Here is a 24,886-nt window from a genome sequence, read left to right on the forward strand (position 1 = left end):
GAAGCTGGGGCGGCGGCGGTTTTTCCGGCGGGGGCGGCTCATCGGGAGGCGGCGGCGCCTCGGGCAGCTGGTAGGGAGAGGCAAGGATGAAGCATCACACGCTGATTGGCGCCGAGGACCATGCCCGCATTGCCGAGGCCATCCGCAAGGCGGAAGCCGAGACCAGCGGCGAATTCTATGCCGTTCTGGCGCGCTCCAGCGACGACTATTTCTTCGCGGCGGGCTTTGTCGCGACCTGCGGCATCCTGATCGCCTCGGTGATCGCGGCCTTTCTCGCGCACTGGTACTGGATCGATATCCGCCTGCCCATGTTCGGTCTTGCGGTGCTGGCGGCATTTCTGACCGCAATGCTGGTGCTCTGGGTCTTTCCGGCCATCCGCATGCTGCTGGTGCCGCGCCGCATCCGTTACAAGCGCGCCCATCTCAATGCGCTGCAACAGTTTCTGGCGCGCAATGTGCATATTACGGAGCACCGCACCGGCATTCTGCTGTTCGTCTCGATGGCCGAGCATTATGCCGAGGTGATCGCCGATGCGGGCATCCATGCGCGTGTCGAACAGGACGAATGGAACGCAATCGTCGCGACGCTCACCCATCATGCCTCGCGCGCGCAGGTGGCCGAAGGCTTCGTGCTGGCGATCGGTCAGGCCGGGCTTTTGCTGGAGAAGCATTTTCCGGCGGGGCCGGACAATGTGAACGAACTCGACGATCATCTGATCGAGTTGTGACGGTCTATCGTCCCTAGAATCATCTGCAACTTTAGTCTGAAATGTGGCGAAGCGCGCTTTCTTTGCCGGGGGCTTTGCGCCCGGCGGTGAAATTCGCTGGCATAATCCGAAACTTCGCGGGAAGTTTTCGAAGTTTTGTTCCAAACTGAATGGGTTAAATGCGGTTTTTCTGACTTTTGGGGAACTTTTTCGTTATTTTCAGCGAATTACCATCGAAACGGATGCCCAATCTGCTAATTTGGCGCGCATTGCCATCATGACAGGAGTATCCGACGTGACTGCAAAGCAGGATCGGTCGAGCAAGGTTAAAGGTTCGAAGGCAAGCAGGGAGGAGAAGAAGGGAGGACAGTCGAAGGCGCTTGCAGCCTTTTCGCAGCTTCTCTTCGAATGGGCGCCACCGGAAGATCTGGCCGCCTACGATGCCGCCGCCCTCGACGGTTCAGCCCGTCACGGTTATGCAGCGCTTGATACCTGGCGCAAGGGCAAGAGCATCATCAGCGTCGATAACGGTATCGAACGCCAGGGCCGCCCCGTCAGCGTCATCACCATCGTCAATGACAATATGCCGTTCCTACTCGATTCCATCATGGGTGAGCTGAACGACCATGCCAGCCGGATTTTCATGGTCGTGCATCCGGTTCTGGATATTGCGCGCGAAAAGGACGATCTCGTCATTCTGGGCGAAGCATCGCAGCTTGCGCCTGCCAAGGGCGTTGAGCGCGTCAGCCTGGTACAGATTCATCTTCCAGCCCTCGACAAGCAGGCCAAGGCCGACCTGACCGCCGCCATCAAGCGCGTGCTTGGACAGGTTCGCTCTGCCGTCAGCGACTGGAAGCCGATGTTGAAGCGCCTCGATGGCGCCATCGCCGATTACAAGCGCGTTTCCGAAATGACGGGCGACCCGGCCCTGCCGGAAGCAATCGCGTTTCTCGAATGGCTGCGCGACGATCGTTTCATCTTCCTCGGGCTTCGCGAACTGACCTTCAAGGGCAAGGGCGACAAGCGCGAGCTGGTGCCGGTCAAGGAAACGCTGGGCATCCTCAACGATCACGAGGTGCGCGTCCTGCGCAAGGATGACGACGACACGGTGACGCCGCGCGAGGTGACGGAATTCCTCGACAGCAGCGAGCCGCTGATCGTCACCAAGGCGAATTCGCTGTCGCTGGTGCATCGCCGCTCCTATCTCGATTATGTCGGCGTGAAGATTTTCGGGCCGAAGGGCGAAGCCATCGGCGAACTGCGCCTTGTCGGCCTCTTCACCTCGGTTGCCTATACGAGTTCGGTCGCGGGCATTCCCTTCATCCGTTCCAAGGCCGATGCGGTCATCAAGCATCTGGGCTTCAACCGCGAGGACCATTCGGGCAAGGCGCTCATCAATGTGCTGGAGGAATATCCGCGTGACGAGCTTTTCCAGATCGATGTGGAAAGCCTGACGGCCAATGCCGAACTGATCCTGGCGTTGGGCGAACGTCCGCGTGTGCGCGCCGTGCCGCGTCTCGACCGTTTTGGCCGTTTCGCCACCGTGCTGGTCTATATCCCGCGTGACCGTTACGACTCGGTCGTGCGTGAGAAGATCGGGCATTATCTGGTCGACGTCTATGGCGGCGACAGTTTCGAGTTCCATCCGGTCTTCCTGCAAAACGGCCTGACGCGCGTGCAGTTCGTCATCCGCCGTCATGAACGCTCCACGCCGCATGTGGATCGCGAAGCGCTGGAGGCTGAAGTGCGCGCCATCGTGCGCACATGGGACGATGCGGTGCGGGAAAGCTCGGACAGCGCCGACGCAAAGACCGTTGCGCTTGCCGCGAGCTTTCCGCCGTCCTATCGCGAAATCTTCACCGCGCCGGAAGCGCTCGTCGATGCCGAGCGCATCGCAGGCCTTAGCGCCGAGACGCCGCTTTTCGTGGATTTCTATCGTTATCGCACCGATGGTCCCGATGCGGTTTCGCTGAAGCTTTATCATCACGGTGCGCCGGTTGTGCTGTCGCAGCGTGTGCCGCTTCTGGAAAACATGGGCTTCCGCGTCGTCAGCGAGCAGACCATCGACCTGCCGCATGCCGGCAAGGACGGGGCTGCCGTTTTCGTGCACGACATGCAGCTGGTGAATGCCTATGGCTCCGCCGTCGATCTTTCCGACGATGGCGAGATGCTGGAAGATGTGTTCCGCAATGTGTGGGACGGTCTGGCCGACAATGACGGCTATAACGCGCTGGTGCAGACCGCGCGGCTTTCGGCACGCAAGATCATGATCCTGCGTTCCTATGGGCGCTATCTGCAACAGGCGGGCATTGCCTATTCGCAAGGCTTCATCGCGGCAGCGCTCAATCGTTATCCGGAAATCGCCAGCGATCTCTATGCGCTGTTCGACCTGCGCTTCAACCCTTCGGCCAAGCGGCGCGATGCGGCTGAAAAGAAGCTGGTCGATGCCATCGAAACCGCATTGCTGGGCGTGCCGAGCATCGATGACGACCAGATTCTGCGCCGTTTCCGCAATCTGGTCGAAGCGACGCTGCGCACCAATGCCTATCAGCCGGATGCCGACGGCAAGCCGCGCGTCACCTTTGCCTTCAAGCTCAATCCGCGCCTCGTCGAAGGCCTGCCGGACCCGCGCCCCTATCGCGAAATCTTCGTCTATGGGCCGGAAGTGGAAGGCGTGCACCTGCGCTTCGGCGCTGTCGCCCGCGGCGGTCTGCGCTGGTCGGACCGCGCGCAGGATTATCGCACCGAAGTGCTGGGGCTGGTGAAGGCGCAGCAGGTCAAGAATGCGGTGATCGTGCCGGTCGGCGCCAAGGGCGGCTTCTATCCGAAGCGCCTGCCGGTCGGCGGGGACCGCAACGCGGTGTTCGAAGCCGGTCGCGACGCCTACAAGGTGTTCATCTCCACGCTTCTGTCGGTCACCGACAATATCGAGGACAGCCATGTCGTGCCGCCGGCGGGTGTCGTGCGCCATGACAATGACGATCCTTATTTCGTCGTTGCCGCCGACAAGGGCACGGCCACCTTCTCCGATACGGCCAATGCCATCAGCCAGGCGCATGATTTCTGGCTGGACGATGCCTTCGCATCCGGCGGTTCCGCCGGTTACGACCACAAGGGCATGGGCATCACCGCGCGCGGCGCGTGGGAGGCCGTGAAGCGGCATTTCCGCGAACTCGACATGGATATCCAGAGCGAGCCTTTCACGGTTGCCGGTGTGGGCGACATGTCGGGCGATGTGTTCGGCAACGGCATGCTGCTTTCCGAGCAGATCAAACTGGTGGCGGCGTTCGACCATCGCGATATATTCATCGATCCGAACCCGGTTCCAGCCGATGGTTTTGCCGAGCGCAAGCGCCTGTTCGACCTGCCGCGTTCGAGCTGGCAGGATTATGACCGCTCCAGGCTTTCGGCGGGCGGCGGCATCTATAGCCGCAGCCAGAAGACGATTACGCTCTCGCCGGAAGCAGCCGCGGCCATCGGCCTTGGCAAGACCTCCGGCACGCCGCAGGAAATCATGACCGCGATCCTCAAATCGAAGGTCGATCTTCTCTGGTTCGGCGGTATCGGCACCTATATCCGCTCCTCCGCCGAAGCGGATGCGCAGGTGGGCGACCGCGCCAATGATGCGATCCGCATCACCGGCTCGGAAGTGGGCGCGCGCGTGATCGGCGAAGGCGCAAATCTCGGCGTGACCCAGCGCGGGCGCATCGAATATGCGCTGGCAGGCGGACGCGGCAATACGGATGCCATCGATAATTCGGCCGGCGTCAACTGCTCGGACGTCGAGGTCAATATCAAGATCGCGCTGGCCGCCGCCATGCGTTCGGGCAAGCTCAAGCGCCCGGCGCGCAACAAGCTTCTCACCAGCATGACCGAGGATGTGTCGGAACTGGTCCTGCGCAACAACTATCTGCAACCGCTGGCGCTTTCGCTGAGCGAGCGTCAGGGACTGGCGGAGCTGCCCTATCAGGCGCGCTTCATGGCGGAGCTGGAAAACCGCAAGCTTCTCGACCGCAAGGTCGAATATCTGCCGTCCGATGCGCTTCTGGCCGAACGCCAGAAGGCAGGCCAGCCGCTGACCCGCCCGGAACTGGCGGTTCTGCTCGCCTATGCGAAGCTGTCGCTGTCGGATGATCTGGTGGCAAGCAAGCTCCCGGACGAGCCTTACTTCCAGTCGCTGCTGATGGGCTATTTCCCGAAACGCATGGTGAAAACCTATGCGGAGGAAATTTCCAGCCATCGTCTGCGCCGCGAGATCGTCGCGACGTTGCTCGCAAACGATGTCATCAATCGCGGCGGCATCACCTTCATCAGCCGTCTGGCCGATACGACCGGCAAGTCGCCTGCCGATATCGTCCGCGCCTATGTGGCGGTGCGTGACGGTTTCGACATCGACACGATCTATGATGCCATCGATGCGCTCGACAACAAGGTGCCGGGCGATGTGCAGAACCAGTTCTACCATCTCGTCGGCGAAATGCTGCAGGCGACGACGGCCTGGGTGCTGCGCAACGACACGACCCGCGCCAACCTGACGGAGCTGGTGGATACGATCACCCGCGCCCGCGCCGAACTGGAGCCGCGTTTCGACGGCCTGATGCCGGAATATCTGAAGAGCGCGCTACAGGCCGACAAGGCCGCCTTCGTGGAAAAGGGCGCGCCGGAAAAGCTGGCAGGGCGTCTTGCCAATCTTCAGCTTGCGGGCATCATGCCGGATATCGCGCTGATCGCGCATCTGGCCGGCGCCGACCGGGTGGTCACCGCCAAGACCTATTTCAGCGTTTCGGAAGCCTTCCGCATCGGCCGCATCGAGGAAGCCGCGCGCTCCATCCCCGTCACGGATTATTATGACGGGCTGGCGCTGTCGCGGGCAAGCGATACGATCACGCAGGCCGCGCGCGGCATCACCATTGCGGCGCTCAAGCGCTTTGCCAAGGAGAAGGACCCGGCGGCAGCCTGGTTTGCAGCCGATGGCGCGCGCATCGAGCAGGTGAAGAACCGCATGGTGGCGCTGACGGAAGGCGGCGATCTGACCGTCTCGCGGCTGGCGGTTGCGGCGGGGCTGATGTCCGATCTGGCGCAATAGGAAAACGATGCAATTTTGCTCAAAGGGCGGCTTCGGTCGCCCTTTTTGTTTCTTTTGAACCTGCGTTTCAGGTTATAAGCTCCGCTTCAAAAGAAGCATCCGACGGACTGGCCGGTGTTAGAGCGCATTTCGATCTGATCGGATCAGATCGGCGCTCTAATCATTTGTTTGAACCGCGCATCTTTTCCGAAAACCGTTTCACACTTTTCGGGATGCGCTCTATCGGAAACGGCTTCTGATCCGGGGGGAAGGAAAGAGCAATTGAGCGAACAGGTTGCGGATGCCCGCGGCCATGCCTCGCGGCGTGGCATATGGGGCTGGATATTCTTTGACTGGGCGGCGCAGCCGTTCTTCACCGTCGTCACCACTTTCATTTTCGGGCCCTATTTCATCTCCCGCATGGCGGAAAACCCTGAAGCCGGGCAGGTGGCATGGGGCTATGGTTTTGCCGCCGCCGGCCTTGTGATCGCCGTGCTTTCGCCGATCCTGGGGGCGGTGGCCGACCGGACCGGCGCGCGCAAGCCCTGAATCGCCTTCTTCGCGGTGCTGAAGATTACCGGCCTCTGCCTCCTGTGGTTCGCCGTTCCGGGCGCAAACCTGTTCTGGGTGCTGTGCGCGTTTTCGGTTGCCATGGTCGCGGCAGAGTTTTCCATCGTCTTCAACGATTCCATGATGCCGCGTCTGGTGCCGGGCAAGGATATCGGGCGCGTCTCCAACATTGCCTGGGGGCTAGGCTATCTGGGCGGCATGATCGTGCTGATCTTCGTGGTGCTGTGTCTGGCGGCTTCGCCCGAAACCGGCACAACCATCATCGGCATGAAGCCGCTGTTCGGGCTCGATCCGGCCCAGGGCGAGGATGCGCGCATTACCGGGCCGCTGGCTGCATTGTGGTATTTTGTCTTCATCCTGCCGATGTTTCTGTTCACGCCCGATGCGGAACGGGGCGAGCCTTTGCGCAAGGCGCTGCGTTCCGGTTTTGCCGAACTCAAGCGGACCCTGACGGAGGCGCGCAGGCGGTCCGGGCTCGTCCGCTTTCTTGTGGCGCGCATGATCTATCAGGATGGCGTCAATGCCACGCTGGCGCTCGGCGCGGGCTATGCGGCGGCCCTGTTCGGCTGGACGATCACCGAGATCGGGCTTTTCGGCATGGTGATGAATGTCATGGCCATTTTCAGCTGTCTGGTCGCAAGCCGCTTCGACACGCGGGTCGGTTCCAAGATCGTGGTCATGGTCTCGCTTCTGCTTCTGCTGCTGGCTTCCATCGGCATTGTTTCGACCGGGCGCGATTATACCCTGTTCGGCCTGATGCCTTTTGCATCCGCGCCGGCGGGCGGGCTGTTCTCCAGCCCGGCGGAACATGCCTATCTCATCTATGGTCTGATGATCGGTGCGGCCTTCGGCCCGGTTCAGGCCTCGTCGCGATCATGGTTCGCCCGCAGCATCAAGCCGGAGGAATCGGGCCGCTATTTCGGCATTTATGCGCTGGCCGGACGCGCCACCAGCTTCCTCGGACCCTTTCTGGTGGCGACGATTACGGCGCTCAGCGGATCGGCAGCGCTTGGCATGTCGGTGCTGGTGATGTTCTTTGCCATCGGTCTGGCGCTGATCGCAATGACGCCTTATCCCGCCGACAGGCCATGATTGCCGAACCGGCTTTACTCGATCCAGCCGAGCGAACGCTGCACGGCCTTTTCCCATGAGCGGAACAGGCGCGTGCTTTCCTCCACCGGCATGCGCGGGTGCCAGCGCTGGCCCACCTGCCAGTTTTCCACGATGTCCTGCGTGGATTTCCAGTAGCCGACGGCAAGCCCCGCCGCATAGGCCGCGCCCAGCGCCGTCGTCTCGATAATTTTCGGGCGCACCACCGGCACGTCCAGAATGTCGGACTGGAACTGCATGAGCAGCTCGTTGACGGTCATGCCGCCATCGGCGCGCAGTTCCGTGATCTCGACGCCGGAATCCTTGACCATCGCGTCCAGCACTTCGCGCACCTGATAGGCGCTCGCCTCAAGTGCTGCGCGCGCAATATGGCCCTTGTTGGCGAAGCGGGTGAGACCGGCGATGATGCCGCGCGCGGAATCCTGCCAGTGCGGCGCATAAAGGCCGGAAAAGGCAGGAACGAAATAGACGTCGCCATTGTCTTCGACGGTGCGGGCCAGCGTTTCGATGTCGCCGCTGTTCCTGATGATGCCGAGATTGTCGCGCAGCCACTGCACCAGGGCGCCGGTGATGGCGATCGACCCTTCCAGCGCATAGGCGGGCTTCGCGTCGCCAAGCTTGTAGGCAACCGTGGTCAGCAGGCCAAAATTGGAGGGCACCAGTTTCTCGCCCGTATTCATCAGCATGAAGCAGCCGGTGCCATAGGTGTTCTTGGCTTCGCCCGGTTCCAGGCAGGCCTGACCGAAGAGCGCCGCCTGCTGGTCGCCCAGAATGCCCGCCAGCTTGACGCCGGAAAGCGCGGGCAGGGTGATTGCGCCATAGACCTCGCTGGAAGAGCGGATTTCCGGCAGGCAGGCCGGTGGAATATCGAACAGGCGAAGAATATCCGCGTCCCATTGCAGCGTCGCAAGATCCATAAGCTGGGTGCGGGAGGCATTGGTCACATCGGTGATGTGAATGCCGCCCTCAGCACCGCCGGTGAGATTCCAGGCAAGCCATGTATCGACGGTCCCGAAAAGCGCATCGCCCGCTTCGGCTTTTTCACGCGCACCCGGAACGTGATCGAGTATCCAGCGCAGCTTGAGGCCGGAAAAATAGGTCGAGATCGGTAGGCCCGTCTTTTCGCGCAGGCGGCCTGCGCCGCCCTCCTTCGTGTAACGGGCGACGAGTTCGTCGGTGCGCGTATCCATCCAGACGATTGCGTTATAAAGCGGCGCGCCGGTCTTCCTGTCCCAGAGAAGCGTGGTTTCGCGCTGGTTGGTGATGCCGACGGAAGCGATGTCGCTTGCCTTCAGATTTGCCTTTTTGAGCGCGGCGGCAATGACCTGCTGCGTGTTGCGCCAGATTTCCACCGGATTGTGTTCGACCCAGCCCGCTTTGGGGTAAATCTGCTCATGTTCGCGCTGGTCGCTCGCGACGATATCGCCCTGCCTGTCGAAAATGATGAAACGCGAACTCGTGGTTCCCTGGTCGATGGAACCGATAAACTGCGTCATGGGCAGGCTCCTCCAAATCTGTTCAAAGCGAATGTAAACGAAAGAATGTGAAACTCAAAATAGAGCATTTCCAGCAAAAGTGCGAAGCGGTTTTGCGTAGGATAATGCGAAAAAACAAAGAGATAGATCGGTTCCGGGATTCCGCTAGGATCAGAACCGATCTAAACGAAGGCCCCGGAACGGTTGGTTCCGGGGCCTCGATAAATCTGTGGTTTACAAGGATTTAGTGGCGGAAGTGGCGCATGCCGGTCATCACCATGGCGATGCCATGTTCGTCGGCGGCGGCAATCACTTCGTCGTCGCGCATGGAGCCGCCCGGCTGGATGACGGCGGTTGCGCCAGCCTGAACGGCGGACAAAAGCCCGTCGGCAAACGGGAAGAACGCATCGGAAGCGACCACGCAGCCCTTGGTGAGCGGCTCTGCAAGACCGGCGGCTTCGGCAGCATCTTCAGCCTTGCGGGCTGCGATGCGGGCCGAATCCACGCGGCTCATCTGGCCTGCGCCGATGCCGACCGTTGCGCCATCCTTCACATAGACGATGGCGTTCGACTTCACATGCTTGCCGACGCGGAAGGCGAATTTCAGATCGTTGAGTTCGGCCTCGGTCGGCGCGCGCTTGGTCACAACCTTGAGGTCGAGATCGTCGACCACGCCATTGTCGCGCGACTGGACCAGCAGGCCGCCGGCAACCGTCTTGGCGGCAATGCCCTTGGCGCGCGGGTCCGGCAGGCCGCCGGTGACGAGCAGACGCAGGTTTTTCTTGGCTGCGACGATGGCCTGTGCGCCTTCGGTGGCATCCGGCGCGATAATGACTTCGGTGAAGATTTTCACGATCTCTTCAGCCGCTTCCTCATCGAGCGTCCTGTTGAGCGCGACGATGCCGCCAAAGGCTGAAACCGGGTCGCAGGCGAGCGCCTTGAGGTAGGCTTCCTTGATGGTGGAGGCTTCCGCCACGCCGCACGGATTGGCGTGCTTGATGATGGCGACGGCTGCGGTGCGGGCCGGATCAAACTCCGCCACCAGCTCGAAAGCCGCATCGGTGTCGTTGATGTTGTTGTAGGAAAGCTGCTTGCCCTGAAGCTGGGTCGCGGTGGCGACGCCGGGGCGCTTTTCGCCGGTGAGATAAAAGCCAGCCGTCTGGTGTGGATTTTCACCGTAGCGCATGATGGAATGCAGCTTGCCTGCGACCGAGCGATAGGTCGGCGTTTCTTCGTTGATTGCCTCGGCAAACCAGTTGGAAATCGCCGCATCATAAGCTGCCGTGCGCGAAAAGGCCTTGGCGGCAAGCTTTTTGCGGAAGGCGAGCGGCAGGGAGCCGGAATGCTTTTCCAGTTCGGCCACAACTTCCGTATAATCGGCAGGGTCGACGACCGTTGCGACATAGGCATGGTTCTTGGCCGAAGCGCGGATCATCGCCGGGCCGCCAATGTCGATATTCTCGACGGTGGTGTCGTAGTCGCCGCCCTGGAAGCGGACTTCCTCGAACGGATAGAGATTGATAACGGCAAGATCGATGCCGCCAATGCCGTGTGCTTCCATGGCCGCGACGTGTTCCGGGTCGTTGCGCACGGCGAGCAGACCGCCATGGACTGCCGGATGCAGCGTCTTGACGCGCCCGTCCATGATTTCCGGAAAACCGGTGACTTCGGACACGTCCTTCACCGGAATGCCTTCTGCGGCAATCGACTTGGCGGTGCCGCCGGTCGAGAGGATTTCGACGTCATGGGCATGAAGTGCCTTGGCGAAATCGATCAGGCCGGTTTTGTCGGAAACGGAAAGGAGGGCGCGGCGCACCCGATGAAGATCGGGAGCGGGAATATGCTTGGAGCTGACAGCCATAGGGAGTTGGTCTCTTCGTTGCTGAAACGGATGCGTTCAGGAAAGTGGACGGCTCGCCCTAACACAGCCGCGCCGAGAATCCTACCGCAAAAGACCAATCTGAACTTTATACGTAACTGCCAAGCGCGACGCGGCTGAACTGCCAGTTCACTTCCGGCAGGTCGGAAGCGGGGAAGGAGAGCACGATCTGCTTCGATGTCACGGGGCCGCGGAAGCCCGCGAAGAAGATCGAATCTTCCAGTTGCGGCGCAACTTCAAAGCAGGAAAAGACCCAGGTGTCGTCGCGATCCGCCGAGAGGACGATCAATCCGTTCTCATCGAAGGAAATATCGACCGAGGGATGCAGGTGGAAACGCACGGCAATATTGTCGCGCCCGTTGGCCTTCAACGGACGGCCATCGCCGCGATAGAAGCGGTCGGCGCCCTGGATGACGCTGCCATTATGCGACAGCACGAGGCGACGTTCGTGATAGATGCCGAACAGGCGCGCATAGCCGTCATGGCTGGCGACGAAACCCTGCCGTCCCATTTCCTCGATCCGGTCGCGCTGCACGCGGGTGGGGCCTGCAATGATCGGCGTGCCGATCATGTTGGAAAGGCCCGCATTGAGGCTGAAACGGCATGAGGAGGTGTCGTTGATCGTGGCGGTGGAATGCGCAGCCGTCGAGCGGCCCAATGGACGAAATTCCGGCGGGCCGAAACGGTCGATGCCGGAATTGACGATATAGCGCTGGCGCCCGGAGGACATTTCAAAGGCGAGACAACCGGCATGGGCGTCCCGCGATGCGGTGACGGGCGGCGGCAGTCCGGTATCGGCGATGATGGTGGTGGACCCCATCGACAGCCGCTCATAGCCCGAATAGGGCGCGTGGGTCAGCGGCGATCCGGCAGTTTCATCGTGCCGCAGAACCGAAATGATGCGTTCCGGCATGGTGGGGCCGACGCCGTTGAAAAGCGCGAGGCTGCCGTCCTGATGGCGGAAGAAACGCAGCGCAGGCAACATGCGCTCGACGGCTTCGATCAGCGCCTTGGGCGGGGATTCGGTGCCATTGGCATAGGTCTGGCGCAGCGGCAGAAGATCGGCCAGAAGTTCCAGCACCGTGACCGGATTGCGCGAGATATGCCCGCCATCCGGCAGGATCTGGCGTTTCAGCTCATATTCCAGATTGCGCCTTGCTGCGCGGGCCGTCGGCGGCGAAACAGGCAGGGCAAGCGCTGCGAAGGCAAGAGAGATGCGGGCGCGCAGGCGTTCATCACCGTCATCCATGGCGGCGGCGACGGTGCGCAGGTAACGCACCTGCATGGCGAGCGCGCGCATGAACTTGCGATAGGCGGGCAGTTCCGCACCCGACAGGATGAGGTTGGAATGTTGCAGCCAGGCGATGATGCGCTGGGCGGTGACTTCCGGCGCCCAGGCAATGCCGCCGATGCGCCTGCCGAACATGCGCATCCAGTCGTCCACGAGCGCACGCGCATTGGCGGTGGCCAGTTCGCTGTTGGCGCTTTTGAGATGACGCAGCCAGCCGAAACTGTGAAGGGCCGCTTCCCATTCCGGCGTCGGCGGCTCGACCGCGAAGGGCGACAATCCGCCGGTTTCGACCAGCCGGCCCGCCAGCGCAAAGCGGCCGTGATAGAATTCCTGCGCCAGTTGCGGGTCGGCGACGCGCAGATCGGGTGGGGCGATCAGGATACGGTCCGGGGTAAAGCCGGTGAAGCGCCAGCGATAAAGCGGCCCCATGCGCAGACGGCGGCTGAATTTGCGCCAAGCCTGTGCAACGGCCAGTCCCCAAAGATGTGGGGTTTCGCTGAGGGCGACTGCCACCCGGTCTTTCTCCGTATCGTTTGTCATTATCCTGCGGCCAAATCGAACAGCCGGTGTCCTTTGATACAATTGTACAGAAATGGTGAATCGAGCGTTAACCATAACGGACGGAAAATGCGTCCGTTATGTCAAAATACGCATTGAGCGGTTTTATACGCGCTTGAAGCGGGCGGCGAAGAAGCCGTCCATGCCGGCCATCTGCGGATTGCCGTCAAAACGATCCGGCGGCAGGTCTGCGGGCGTAGACCGCAAAAAGCCTTCCGCCGTCACCAGCCCTTCAAGACCGGGACAATCCTGCTCCGTGATCGGGAAAGGCTCCAGCAGCGGATTGTCCGCCGCCTTGCGCGCCATTTCCTCGCCTTCGAGCGGATGCAGCGAACAGTTGGAAAAGACGATCACGCCGCCGGGTTTGACCAGCGTGGCCGCATGCGCCAGAAGCTTGCCCTGAAGTTCTGCAAGTTTTGCAATGTCCTGCGGCGTCTTGGTCCATGGCACATCCGGGTGACGGCGCACCGTGCCGGTGGACGAGCAGGGCGCATCCAGAAGCACGGCGTCGAACAATTCATCCGGCTGGAAATCCATCAGATTGGTGGCGACGGTCTTCGCCTCGAAACCAAGCCGTTCCAGATTGCCGTTGAGGCGCTTCAGCCGGTTTTCGGACAGGTCGAGCGCGGTCACATCCGCGCCCTGAAGCACAAGCTGCGCCGTCTTGCCGCCGGGGGCGGCGCACAGGTCGGCAACCCGTTTGCCCTTGATATCGCCCATCAGGCGGGCAGGCAGGCTGGCCGCCACATCCTGCACCCACCAGTCGCCTTCGGCAAAGCCGGGCAGGTCGGTGAGATTGCCTTCGACCGTTTGCAGGCGCACCGAACCGTTGGGCAGCGCCACGCCGCCGAGTTTTTCGGCCCATGCCTTTGCATCGCCCTTGACCGTGAAATCGATCGGCGGCTCATAGGCGTGCATGGCGAGAATGGCTGCTGCTTTTTGTGCGCCATAGGCGTCGGTGATGCTTTTGGCAAACCATTCCGGCACATTACTGGTTTCTGGGGTTTCCGGCTGCAATGTATGCGCCAGAGCGCGTTCCTTGTTGCGCGACAGACGCCGCAGCAGCGCATTGACGAGACCGGCATATTTGCGATTGCGCGGATCACTGTTCGCCGCTTCCACCGCCAGATCGACCGCCGAATGGTCGGGCAGGTCGAGATAGAAAATCTGGGCGATGGCGACATGCAGAAGATGTTTCAGCGCCACGGCATTTTCCGGCAATGGCCGGTCGAGCCGCTTGTTGATGGCGCGTTCGATGCTGCCGCGATTGCGCAGCGCAGAACCCAGAATGGCGCGAACCAGCGCGCGGTCGCGCGGCTCCAGCGCCAGATATTGCGGATGGCCGTGGGTATTGTCGGTCAGGCCGTCGAGCGAGGTGTTCTTTTCGATCACCGCGCCCAGAAGGCGGGCCGCACACAAACGCGCCGCCAGACCGGGGCGCAGATCCGCAGTGTTGTTGTTGGTTTGCGGCTTCTTGTTTCCACGCTTCGGCGCGGGTTTTTTATCGTTCACACTATTCTTCTTTATTTACGACCACGGCCCCCGATAACCGGAACCGCCATTGCTGTTGCCGCCTGCATTACCACTTCTTTGCCCCCAGGGACCACTGTTTTGTGAAGGGGCAGCGGCACGCGGCGCCATTCCGGCCGAGCGGATGCCCATTTGGGCGGCCATCTGTTCCAGTGCGGCAATGCGGTTGTCGGTATCCGGGTGCGTCGAGAAAAGATTGTCCGCGCCGCGCCCGCTCAACGGATTGATGATGAACATATGCGCGGTCGCCGGGTTGTGTTCGGCTTCCTCGTTCGGGATGACCTTGGCGCCACGCGCGATCTTGCCCAGCGCCGAGGAAAGCCACAGCGGATTGCCGCAGATTTCCGCGCCGCGCCGGTCGGCTGCATATTCGCGGGTGCGGCTCACCGCCATCTGCACGATCATCGCGGCGAAGGGCGCGACGATCATGGCGAGAAGCGTGCCGACGACGCCCATGATGCCATTGCCGTTCTCGCGGTTGCCGCCGAGGAAGAAAGCAAAATTGCCGAGCATGGATATGGCGCCTGCAAGCGTTGCCACGATGGTCATGGTCAGCGTGTCGCGGTTCTGGACATGCGCCAGCTCATGCGCCATCACGCCCGCAACTTCTTCCGGCGAAAGCCGGTTGAGGAGGCCGGTCGTGGCGGCAACAGCGGCGTTTTCCGGGTTGCGGCCCGTGGCGAAAGCATTCGGCTGGTCTTCATGGATGATGTAGACCTTCGGCATCGGCAGGCCCGCATTGGCGGCAAGGCCACTCACCATGCGGTAATAGTCGGGCGCGCTGCGCTCATCCACTTCCTGCGCATTGTACATGCGCAGTACCATCTTGTCGGAGTTCCAGTAGCCGAACAGGTTCATGGCGACCGCAATCGCAAGCGCGATCATCATGCCGCCGCCGCCGCCCAGCAAATAGCCGATGCTCATGAACATCACCGTCATGAGGGCGATCAGCATGGCAGTTTTCGTCATATTCATCCGTGGCAGTCTCCAAATCTGGCAATTGCCCGTCAAACGGTTTTGCACGGCAAGCCTTTCTGCCTATATGATGGGTATGAACAGGCTTCGCTTCAATAATGGGAGCAGATGCAGCCAACAGGAATGTGATCGATGAGCGAGAAAACCGACGCAACCAAAGCCCCGGAAAACGTGGACAAGCGCACGTTCGAAGACCTGCCGCCTGCCGCCCAGCGCGCCTTGAAGGAAGCCGAGGCGCGCCGCGCCGCCGAAAAGGCAGACGACGCACCCCGCGAAATCGGCGGTCGCGGCGGAAAAGATCCCGCCCGTTATGGTGACTGGGAGATCAAGGGTAGGTCGATCGACTTCTGAAAAGTTTGGGATATTTCCGCTCCTGCGGCCTGCAAATCGCGTTCTTCTGCGCTTGCCGCGGCTCATATATCTTTCTTTAACGCATAGTTTTATCCGAAAAGTCTGCAACTTTTCGGGACTATGCTGGAAGTACACTCCGCTCCGGTTCTCGAAGACCACGATTTTCGGCGCGCAGGAACGAAAATCTCACCAAACTTTTAGCCCTGACGCGAAACGCCGCAACGCCCTCATCCTGAGCCGGTGCGCAGCACCGTGTCGAAGGACGATCCTTCGAGACAGCGTCCTTCGGCAAGCTCAGGACGCTTCCTCAGGATGAGGAGGGCAGGGTGTTTTCAAAGCAGTAAGGCCGGGAATTTCCCGGCCTTTCGTTTGTCATTTCTTGTTCTGGCGATTTTCGATCAGGTCGTCCACGACGCCCGGATCGGCCAGCGTCGAGGTGTCGCCCAGTGCGCTGAACTCGTCTTCGGCGATCTTGCGCAGGATGCGGCGCATGATCTTGCCCGAACGGGTCTTTGGCAGGCCCGGCGCAAACTGGATCTTGTCCGGTGTCGCGATGGGGCCGATTTCCTTGCGCACGTGCTGGGTCAGCTCCTTGCGCAGGGCTTCTTCGTCATGGACGGTCTCGCCGGTCATCAGCGTGACATAGCAATAGATGCCCTGTCCCTTGATCGGGTGCGGATAGCCCACAACGGCGGCTTCCGAAACCGAGTGATGCGAGACAAGCGCCGATTCGATTTCCGCCGTGCCGAGGCGATGGCCGGAAATGTTGAGCACGTCGTCGACGCGGCCCGTGATCCAGTAATAGCCGTCCTCGTCGCGGCGGCAGCCATCGCCGGTGAAATACTTGCCCTTGTAGGTCGAGAAGTAGGCGTCGATGAAGCGCTTGTGATCGCCGTAGAGCGTGCGCATCTGGCCCGGCCACGAATCAATGATGCAGAGATTGCCGTCCACCGCGCCTTCAACGACGGCGCCTTCATTATCCACCAGTTCCGGCTTGATGCCGAAGAAGGGGCGCGTTGCAGAACCCGGCTTCAGGTCGGTTGCGCCGGGCAGCGGCGTGATGAGAATGCCGCCGGTTTCCGTCTGCCACCATGTATCGACAATCGGGGAGCGCTGGTCTCCGACGACATTGTAATACCATTCCCAGGCTTCCGGGTTGATCGGCTCGCCGACCGAACCGAGCAGGCGAAGCGTCGAGCGCGACGAACGGGTGACGAATTCATCGCCCGCGCCCATCAGCGCGCGGATGGCCGTCGGCGCGGTATAGAAGATGTTGACGTGATGCTTGTCGACCACTTCCCAGAAACGGCCCTGATCGGGGAAGTTGGGCACGCCTTCGAACATCAGCGTCGTCGCGCCATTGGCGAGCGGGCCGTAGACGATATAGGAGTGGCCCGTCACCCAGCCCACATCCGCCGTGCACCAGTAGATGTCGCGATCATGATAGTCGAAGACATATTGATGCGTCATCGATGCATAGACGAGGTAGCCGGCGGTGGTGTGCAGCACGCCCTTCGGCTTTCCGGTCGAGCCGGAAGTGTAGAGGATGAAGAGCGGGTCTTCCGCATTCATCGGCTCCGGGTCGCAGGTCGGTTCGACGCTTGCGACCTCCTGATGGTACCACAGGTCGCGGCCCGGACCCCAGCTCACCTTGCCGCCGGTGCGGCGCACGGTGAGAACCTTGTTGACCATCACATATTGCTTGGCGGCGATGTCGATGGCGGTATCGGTGTTTTCCTTCAGCGGAACCGGCTTGCCGCCGCGCACGCCTTCATCGGCCGTGATGACGAAGGTGGATTCGCAGTCCACGATACGACCGGCCAGCGCCTCCGGCGAGAAACCGGCGAAGACGACCGAGTGCACCGCGCCGATGCGCGCGCAGGCCAGCATCGCATAGGCCGCTTCAGGGATCATCGGCAGATAGATCGTGACGCGGTCGCCCTTCTTCACGCCATGCTTTTTCAGCACATTGGCGAGGCGGCAGACATTCTCATAGAGTTCGCGATAGGTGATCTTCTTGTCGATATAGGGATTGTCGCCTTCCCAGATGATGGCGACCTGATCGCCGCGGCTTTTCAGGTGGCGGTCGATACAATTATAGGAGACGTTGGTGACGCCGTCCTCATACCACTTGATGGAGACATCGCCGTTGAAATCGGTGTTCTTGACCTTGGTGAAGGGCTTGAACCAGTCGATGCGCCGTCCGTGCTTTGCCCAGAAGCCATCCGGATCGCTCACGCTCTCCTGATACCATTCGAGATAGGTTGCGTTGTCGATGAGCGTGTTTCTCTTTGCCTCGGCCAGAACCGGGTAAAGCTTTTCCGACATGATTTCCTCCTTCTGCATTCCGCGAGCCGGAAAGTGACATCCCGCCCGTATCCTGCACCCAAAACTGCCCGGCACCTCCCGCCGGATGAGACAGCCTGCCATGAAAGGCAGGACCATCGCGAGCCCTGTCTACCTTCCATTGGGGGCAAGGTAAATTAGACAATCGGAGCGTCCATGATCCACAATGACGCATCGTTGGCGCCAGTCACTGGCAGCACTCGCATGAAATTGGTGCTAATATATTGTTTTTACTATTTAAAAACCATTGTGAGCGATTATCTCCTATTCATGGGCCTGACAATAGGGCTCATCACAAAAAGGGGAAATCGCCATGACGACGTCCGCTTTGAATGCCAAGTCCGCCTTCGAACTCCAGCTTGCCGGTTATGGCCTGACGACGGCGAAAGTCTTCTATCACTTGCCCGATCATCCGCATCTGCTGCAGCTTTTCGTCTGGCAGGACTATGATCTGGCGCCCGATTTTCCGGTGCTCAATCACTTCATCGAATTCTGGAACCGGGAAATCGACGGGCCGCTGCATTCGGTCAGCTACACGCATTTCCGGCTGCTTGGCCCCTCGGACTGGAGGAATGTGCAAGGGGAAATCGTGCTGCACTGATTGTGCATGAAGGCCATTTGCTTATGATGGGCGCTCCGTGTGTTCTCAAACGGAGGCAACTGAAAGGCCAGATGGCGCTTGTGCATTTTTCGCATCCGGGGAGGGCGCTGCATTATGCCTCCCAGACCCTTATCGGGTGTATCATCTCATGGTTCGTGCTGCGCGGCGCGGGCATCGAGCACCCGATCTGGTCGGTGATGACGGTTTTCATCGTTTCCGATCCAGACATTCACACCACCCTGTCGCTTGCCCGTGTGCGGGCGCTCAACACGGCCGTCGGCTGTGCCGTGGGCATGGCGATGATCTGGTTTTTCGGCTATTCACCGGTGCTCAGTTTTCTTGCTGCCGCGATAACGGTCGTCTTCGTCGTGATGATCGACAACTATCCGACCAATTGGCGGCTTGCCCCGGCGACGGTGATCATCATCATGGATGCGGGGAGTGCTGCCCAGACGCGCGAGCAGGAATTGTGGCTTGCCCTGTCGCGGCTGGGCGAAATTACGCTGGGATGTGCCGTCGCCCTGTCGGTCGCCTGGATCTACAGCCGCGCGATTGCGGCGCTTCAGGCGCGCAAGTCCCGCGATCAGGCCGGTGTTGAATAGGCGCGCCCGCCGAAAATCGCCGAGCCGACGCGCACCGATGTCGCGCCGAAGCCGATGGCGGTTTCATAATCGCCGGACATGCCCATGGAAAGCTTTTCGACGCCGGCTTCGCGGGCGAGCTTTTCCAGAAGCGCGAAATGCGGCCCCGGATTTTCGTCCGCAGGCGGGATGCACATCAGCCCCTCGATGGCGAGGCCGTGTTCCTTGCGGCAGCGCTCGACAAAGGCGACCGCTTCCTTCGGCGCGATGCCGGCCTTCTGTTCTTCAAGCCCGGTATTGACCTGCACATAGAGTTTGGGGGTCTTGTTCTGCTTCCTGATTTCGGCTGCCAGGGCTACGGCGATCTTTTCGCGGTCGACGGTTTCGATGACATCGAAGAGCGCAACGGCATCGGCGGCCTTGTTGGATTGCAGCGGGCCGATGAGATGGAGTTCGATGCCGGAATAATCCTCGCGCAGGCCGGGCCATTTGCCTTGCGCTTCCTGCACGCGGTTTTCGCCGAAGACGCGCTGGCCGGCATTGAGCGCCGGGCGGATTTCCTCCGCATCGAAGGTTTTCGACACGGCGACGAGCGTAACAGACCCCTTGTCGCGCCGCGCTTCCTTTTCGGCCTCAGCGATTGCGGCCTTGACCGTGTTCAGGTTCGTGACGATATCTGACATGAAACTCTCGCTTTCAGGCTTTTCATCCGCAAAAGGTTGACGCTTTCGCCAATACGTGGTGAAGGTCGCCATTAAATATCGACTCTCCTTATTGCATCATCTTCGTGCGAGTAAATACGGTCATGGCAGCCGAACGTTATAATCCGCGCGTGGCGGAAGCTCATTGGCAGAAAGTCTGGGAAGAAGACCGGACTTTTGAAACCGACAATGGCGACAGCCGCGAGAAATATTATGTGCTGGAGATGTTCCCCTATCCATCGGGGCGCATCCATATGGGCCATGTGCGCAACTATGCGATGGGGGACGTTGTCGCCCGTTACAAGCGCGCCAAGGGGTTCAACGTGCTTCATCCGATGGGATGGGACGCATTCGGCATGCCTGCGGAAAACGCGGCGATGCAGAACAGGGTTCATCCGAAGGAATGGACCTACCAGAACATCGCCACGATGCGCAGCCAGCTGAAATCGATGGGGCTTTCGCTCGACTGGGCGCGCGAATTCGCGACCTGCGACGTGGAATATTATCATCGCCAGCAGATGCTGTTCATCGACCTTTTCGAAAAGGGGCTGGTGACGCGCAAGACCTCCAAGGTCAACTGGGACCCGGTCGACAACACCGTGCTTGCCAATGAGCAGGTGGTGGACGGGCGCGGCTGGCGTTCGGGCGCGCTGGTCGAACAGCGCGAGCTGACGCAATGGTTCTTCAAGATCACCGATTTCAGCGAGGAGTTGCTGGCCGGTCTCGACACGCTCGACCAGTGGCCGGAAAAGGTGCGCCTGATGCAGCGCAACTGGATCGGCAAGTCGGAAGGCCTGCAGGTTCGCTTTGCGCTGGACGGCAATACGGCGCCGGATGGTTTTTCTGAAATCGAGGTCTACACGACCCGCCCCGACACGCTGTTCGGCGCGGCTTTCGTGGCCATTTCCGCCGATCATCCGCTGGCGAAGACATTGTCGGCGGGCAATGCGGAACTGGCAGGCTTCATCGAGGAATGCCATCAGCAGGGCACGTCGCTGGCAGCACTTGAAACGGCGGAGAAGAAGGGCTTCGACACCGGCGTGAAAGTCCGGCACCCGTTCGACGACACCTGGGAACTGCCGGTCTATGTCGCCAATTTCGTTCTGATGGAATATGGCACGGGCGCGGTGTTCGGCTGTCCGGCGCACGATCAGCGCGATCTCGACTTCGCCAACAAATATGGCCTGAAGGTTACGCCTGTCGTCCTGCCCAAGGGCGAGGATGCGGCAGGCTTCAGCATTGGCGACACGGCCTATACCGACGATGGCGTGATGATCAATTCGCGCTTCCTCGATGGGCTTTCGCCGGAAGCCGCCTTCAACGAGGTGGCGAGCCGCCTGGAAAAGACCGATCTCGACGGCAAACCGCAAGCGGTCCGCAAGGTGCAGTTCCGCCTGCGCGACTGGGGCATTTCGCGCCAGCGCTACTGGGGCTGCCCGATCCCGATGATCCATTGCGAGACCTGCGGCGTCAATCCGGTGCCGCGCGCCGACTTGCCGGTCAAGCTGCCGGACGACGTCGAGTTCGACCGTCCGGGCAATCCGCTCGACCGCCATGCGACCTGGCGCCATGTGAAGTGCCCGAAATGCGGCGCCGATGCGCGCCGTGAAACCGACACGATGGACACATTCGTCGATTCGTCCTGGTATTACGCCCGCTTCACCGCCCCCTGGGAAAACGAGCCGACCGATCGCGCGGTTGCCGATCACTGGCTGCCGGTCGATCAGTATATCGGCGGCATCGAACATGCGATCCTGCATCTGCTCTATTCGCGTTTCTTCACCCGCGCGATGAAGGTTGCCGGTCATGTCGGCATCGACGAGCCGTTCAAGGGCCTGTTCACTCAAGGCATGGTCGTGCACGAAACCTACAAGGCCAACGGCCAGTGGGTGGCGCCTGCCGATATCCGCATCGAGGAAACCGACGGCAAGCGCGTGGCGACCCTGCTCTCGACGGGCGCGCCGGTGGAAATCGGCTCCATCGAGAAAATGTCGAAGTCGAAGAAGAACGTCGTCGATCCCGATGACATCATCGCTTCCTACGGGGCCGATACGGCGCGCTGGTTCATGCTGTCTGATTCGCCGCCCGAGCGTGACGTGATCTGGACGGAAGCCGGGGCCGAAGGCGCGCATCGCTTCGTGCAGCGCGTCTGGCGTCTGGTGGCCGAAGCCGCCGAACAGTTGCAGGATGTTGCGCCCAAGGCCGGTGCCGAGGGCGAGGCGCTCGTCGTTTCCAAGGCCGCGCACAAGGCGGTCAAGGCTGTCGGCGACGATATCGAGAAGCTTGCCTTCAACCGCGGTGTCGCCCGCCTCTACGAGCTGGTCAACACGGTTGCAGCGCCCCTGCAACAGGTGGCTTCCGGCAATGCGGACGACGCATTGAAGGGCGCTGTCCGCGACGCTACCGAAAAGCTCATTGCGATGCTGGCGCCGATGATGCCGCATCTGGCCGAGCAGTGCCTGGCGGCGCTGGGCGGCAGGATCGCCGGCCGCGAAACGCTGGTTGCCCGCAGCGCCTGGCCGGTCTTCGATCCGGCTTTGGTGGTGGAAAACGAGATCGTCCTGCCGGTCCAGATCAACGGCAAGAAGCGTGGGGATTTGACAATCGCCCGCGACGCTGATCAATCTAGCATCCAGCAGGCGGTGCTCGAACTTGACTTCGTCAAGGCTGCGCTCAATGGAGGCTCGCCGAAGAAGGTTATCGTGGTGCCGCAAAGGATCGTCAATGTCGTTGCCTGACCGCTTTTTCTCCACAATCAAGGCTTTCCGCGTTGCGTTTTTCGCATTGGGCGCTGCGGTTCTGATGGCCGGATGCACCGTGCAGCCGCTTTATTCGTCCAAAAGCGGGGCGGGCGGGGCCATCGGCAGCAGCGTGACGCCGGACATGCGCACCAAGCTTGCTTCGGTGGCAATCGATCCGGCGGGCGATATTTTCGGCCAGCAGGTGCGCAACGAGCTGATCTTCCTGCTCGGCGGCGGCGCGGGCGAGCCGGCCAACCCGACCTATCGGCTGGGCCTTGGGCTGAGCAATTACACGCTTTCGGCGGTGAGCGTGGACATTGGCGACAATACCGACCGCACGGGCCGCCCGTCCGCGGGTATCGTCAAGGCGACGTCGAATTTCGTGCTGCGCGACAAGGACGGCAAACCGCTTGCTGTCGGCACCCGCACGGTTGGCGCATCCTTCGACCGTCCGCGCCAGGAGTTCGCGAACCTGCGTGCCGAACGCGATGCCCGCAAGCGCGCGGCTGAAGAACTGGCGCAGCAGGTCTATCTCGCTCTGGCGATGAAAATGTCGAAGCTCTGATTTAAGCAACTTGCGAAATCTCAAAAAGGCGGCGCGCTCCAGCGCCGCCTTTTGCGTTTCAGCCGGAATGCAGGCAAACAAAAAGCGGGCCGATGAGCCCGCTTTTCATGTGACTGAAGGGGTGCCGATCAGGCGATCTTCTGGCCGGTCTTCGCCCAGTCGGCGAGGAAGGTTTCAAGGCCCTTGTCGGTCAGCGGATGCTTGACGAGCGCTTTCAGCGTTGCCGGAGGCGCGGTCACGACATCGGCGCCGATGAGGGCTGCTTCCTTGACGTGATTGACGGTGCGAACCGAAGCGGCAAGAATTTCGGTGCGGAAATCGTAATTGTCGTAAATCGTGCGGATTTCAGCAATCAGTTCCATGCCGTTGATGCCGGTATCGTCGAGACGGCCAATGAACGGCGAAATGAAGGTCGCGCCCGCCTTGGCTGCCAGAAGCGCCTGATTGGCCGAGAAGCAGAGCGTCATGTTGACCTTGTGGCCGTCAGACGACAGAGCCTTACAGGCTTTCAACCCGTCAAGGGTTACAGGCAGCTTGATGCAGATATTGTCAGCGATCTTGGCGATGACGGCAGCTTCCTTCATCATCTGCTCATATTCAGTCGCGGCAACCTCGGCGGAAACCGGGCCCTTGACGATGTTGCAGATTTCCTTGGTCACTTCGATAATGTCACGACCCGATTTCAGGATGAGGGACGGGTTGGTGGTCACGCCATCGACCAGCCCGAGGTCGTTGAGCTCGCGGATTTCCTTGACGTCCGCAGTGTCCACGAAAAACTTCATAACAGCGTTCCTCCATAATGAGCGCGGGTGGATTTGAGGAATTTAAAACCATTGAATTCCCGGAAGGTGGCTTTTCTTTAGCGCAAAGCCGCGCCAAGGTCACGCGAACATGTCGAAAGATTCGCACGATATTGCAAACCCCATGTCTGGTCTGTTTCCAGAACTCGCACCACGGGTCGTTCCCGTGCTCGTGCCCATGCCTGCGGAGCGGCCTTATTCTTATATGGTTCCGCCGGGCATGAACGTCCAGCCCGGATCGATCGTGCGCGTGCCCTTGGGACCAAGGCAAGTGGCGGGGATCGTCTGCGAGGGCGAGACCGATGCGGTCGACGCCAGAAAATTGCGGGAGATTTCAGAGGTCTTCGATTGCCCCCCGGTGGGGGGCGACATGCTGCGCTTCATGCGCTGGGCCGCCGACTACACGCTTTCGCCGCCCGGCATGGTGGCGCGCATGGTTTTGCGCGTGCCTGCCGCCTTCGATCCGGAACCGTCGGTGCCAGGGCTTCGCTATCGCGGCTGTGAGCCGGAGCGCATGCCAGAGCGCATGACTGCGGCCCGCGCGCGGGTGATGGAGCTTGCCCGCGACGGGCTTGCCTGGACCCGGTCCGGCCTTGCCCATGCGGCGGGGGTTTCGATGACGGTCGTGGACGGGCTGAAGGCGCAAGGCGTCTTCGAGGAAGTCATGCTGCCGCCGCCGGCCGTGGTGGCAAAGCCCGATATCGACTATGCGCGCGCCACGCTTTCGGAAGACCAGCAGGCGGCGGCGGAAATGCTGTCGGAGGCGGTCGAAGCCGATTGTTTTTCGGTGTCGCTGCTCGACGGTGTGACCGGATCTGGCAAAACGGAAGTTTATTTCGAGGCCGTTGCCAAGGCGATCGAGCAGGGCAGGCAGGTGCTGATTCTTCTGCCCGAAATCGCGCTGACGCAGCAGTTTCTCGACCGGTTCCACGACCGTTTTGGCGCCAAGCCCGCCGAATGGCATTCCGATCTGGCACCGCGTACCCGCGAACGTGTCTGGCGGCAGGTTGCGGAGGGAACGGTGCGGGTGGTGGCGGGGG

At 61.0% G+C, this 24,886-nt stretch carries 16 protein-coding genes and 1 pseudogene; 9 read left to right on the forward strand and 8 right to left on the reverse strand.

The genetic code is table 11. The features are described from left to right. Positions 1-86 precede the first annotated feature (86 nt). From AVM02_RS12150 to AVM02_RS12160, 3 genes and pseudogenes are all read left to right on the forward strand, one after another. Positions 87-728, forward strand: a complete 642-nt coding sequence (locus tag AVM02_RS12150; RefSeq protein WP_411507207.1) for a TPM domain-containing protein — start codon at positions 87-89, stop codon at positions 726-728. A 274-nt stretch (positions 729-1,002) separates the two neighbouring features. Beyond that, positions 1,003-5,793, forward strand: a complete 4,791-nt coding sequence (locus tag AVM02_RS12155) for an NAD-glutamate dehydrogenase (protein WP_411507220.1) — start codon at positions 1,003-1,005, stop codon at positions 5,791-5,793. A 261-nt stretch (positions 5,794-6,054) separates the two neighbouring features. Beyond that, positions 6,055-7,434: pseudogene (locus AVM02_RS12160) on the forward strand (MFS transporter). Positions 7,435-7,448: 14 nt separating this feature from the next. On the opposite strand, the gene glpK reads toward AVM02_RS12160, so the two are convergent. The 5 genes from glpK to htpX all read right to left on the reverse strand — a co-directional run bounded on the left by glpK (position 7,449) and on the right by htpX (position 15,160). After that, positions 7,449-8,948: a glycerol kinase GlpK gene (glpK, locus tag AVM02_RS12165; RefSeq protein ID WP_411507208.1), complete on the reverse strand. Its 1,500-nt coding sequence runs from the start codon at positions 8,946-8,948 to the stop codon at positions 7,449-7,451. A 223-nt stretch (positions 8,949-9,171) separates the two neighbouring features. Further along, positions 9,172-10,788, reverse strand: a complete 1,617-nt coding sequence (purH, locus tag AVM02_RS12170) for a bifunctional phosphoribosylaminoimidazolecarboxamide formyltransferase/IMP cyclohydrolase (RefSeq protein ID WP_411507209.1) — start codon at positions 10,786-10,788, stop codon at positions 9,172-9,174. 106 nt (positions 10,789-10,894) lie between these two features. Beyond that, positions 10,895-12,637 carry a heparinase II/III family protein gene (locus AVM02_RS12175; RefSeq protein ID WP_411507210.1) on the reverse strand — a complete coding sequence of 581 codons (1,743 nt, stop codon included), beginning with the start codon at positions 12,635-12,637 and terminating at the stop codon, positions 10,895-10,897. 123 nt (positions 12,638-12,760) lie between these two features. Continuing rightward, entirely contained in the window at positions 12,761-14,167 is a 1,407-nt protein-coding gene (locus AVM02_RS12180; protein ID WP_411507211.1) for an RsmB/NOP family class I SAM-dependent RNA methyltransferase, read from the reverse strand. 15 nt (positions 14,168-14,182) lie between these two features. Then, positions 14,183-15,160, reverse strand: a complete 978-nt coding sequence (htpX, locus tag AVM02_RS12185; protein ID WP_411507212.1) for a zinc metalloprotease HtpX — start codon at positions 15,158-15,160, stop codon at positions 14,183-14,185. Between the two features lie 132 nt (positions 15,161-15,292). On the opposite strand from htpX, the gene AVM02_RS12190 reads away from it, so the two are divergent. Beyond that, positions 15,293-15,511 carry a DUF1674 domain-containing protein gene (locus tag AVM02_RS12190; RefSeq protein ID WP_411507213.1) on the forward strand — a complete coding sequence of 73 codons (219 nt, stop codon included), beginning with the start codon at positions 15,293-15,295 and terminating at the stop codon, positions 15,509-15,511. A 372-nt stretch (positions 15,512-15,883) separates the two neighbouring features. Here AVM02_RS12190 and acs read toward each other — a convergent pair whose 3' ends face one another. After that, positions 15,884-17,839 (reverse strand): acetate--CoA ligase, encoded by a 1,956-nt coding sequence (gene acs / locus AVM02_RS12195; RefSeq protein ID WP_411507214.1) that lies wholly within the window; start codon positions 17,837-17,839, stop codon positions 15,884-15,886. Between the two features lie 331 nt (positions 17,840-18,170). Between acs and AVM02_RS12200 the strand changes: the two genes are divergently transcribed. Together AVM02_RS12200 and AVM02_RS12205 are read left to right on the forward strand one after the other, a co-directional pair. Next, positions 18,171-18,458 carry an usg protein gene (locus AVM02_RS12200; protein WP_006471250.1) on the forward strand — a complete coding sequence of 96 codons (288 nt, stop codon included), beginning with the start codon at positions 18,171-18,173 and terminating at the stop codon, positions 18,456-18,458. A 71-nt stretch (positions 18,459-18,529) separates the two neighbouring features. After that, the gene (locus AVM02_RS12205) at positions 18,530-19,060 is read left to right on the forward strand and encodes an FUSC family protein (RefSeq protein WP_411507215.1); all 531 of its coding nucleotides are present in this window, start codon (positions 18,530-18,532) and stop codon (positions 19,058-19,060) included. On the opposite strand, the gene AVM02_RS12210 is transcribed toward AVM02_RS12205, so the two are convergent. After that, positions 19,042-19,722 carry a YggS family pyridoxal phosphate-dependent enzyme gene (locus tag AVM02_RS12210; protein ID WP_411507216.1) on the reverse strand — a complete coding sequence of 227 codons (681 nt, stop codon included), beginning with the start codon at positions 19,720-19,722 and terminating at the stop codon, positions 19,042-19,044. The two genes, AVM02_RS12205 and AVM02_RS12210, sit on opposite strands and share 19 nt — an antisense overlap. Positions 19,723-19,844: 122 nt before the next feature. Between AVM02_RS12210 and leuS the strand changes: the two genes are divergently transcribed. Then, positions 19,845-22,478, forward strand: a complete 2,634-nt coding sequence (leuS, locus tag AVM02_RS12215; protein WP_411507217.1) for a leucine--tRNA ligase — start codon at positions 19,845-19,847, stop codon at positions 22,476-22,478. After that, a complete protein-coding gene (gene lptE / locus AVM02_RS12220) occupies positions 22,465-23,046 on the forward strand; it encodes an LPS assembly lipoprotein LptE (RefSeq protein WP_411507218.1) in 582 nt (193 codons plus the stop codon). The genes leuS and lptE overlap by 14 nt, the downstream gene beginning before the upstream one ends. A 128-nt stretch (positions 23,047-23,174) precedes the next feature. On the opposite strand, the gene fsa is transcribed toward lptE, so the two are convergent. Continuing rightward, positions 23,175-23,828 (reverse strand): fructose-6-phosphate aldolase, encoded by a 654-nt coding sequence (gene fsa, locus AVM02_RS12225; RefSeq protein ID WP_061347966.1) that lies wholly within the window; start codon positions 23,826-23,828, stop codon positions 23,175-23,177. Between the two features lie 109 nt (positions 23,829-23,937). On the opposite strand from fsa, the gene AVM02_RS12230 reads away from it, so the two are divergent. After that, positions 23,938-24,886 (forward strand): DEAD/DEAH box helicase (locus AVM02_RS12230; RefSeq protein ID WP_411507219.1); only part of this gene is annotated, 949 nt, incomplete at its 3' end.

The sequence above is a fragment of the Brucella anthropi genome (genome assembly GCF_046630315.1).
Lineage (GTDB): Bacteria > Pseudomonadota > Alphaproteobacteria > Rhizobiales > Rhizobiaceae > Brucella > Brucella anthropi_A.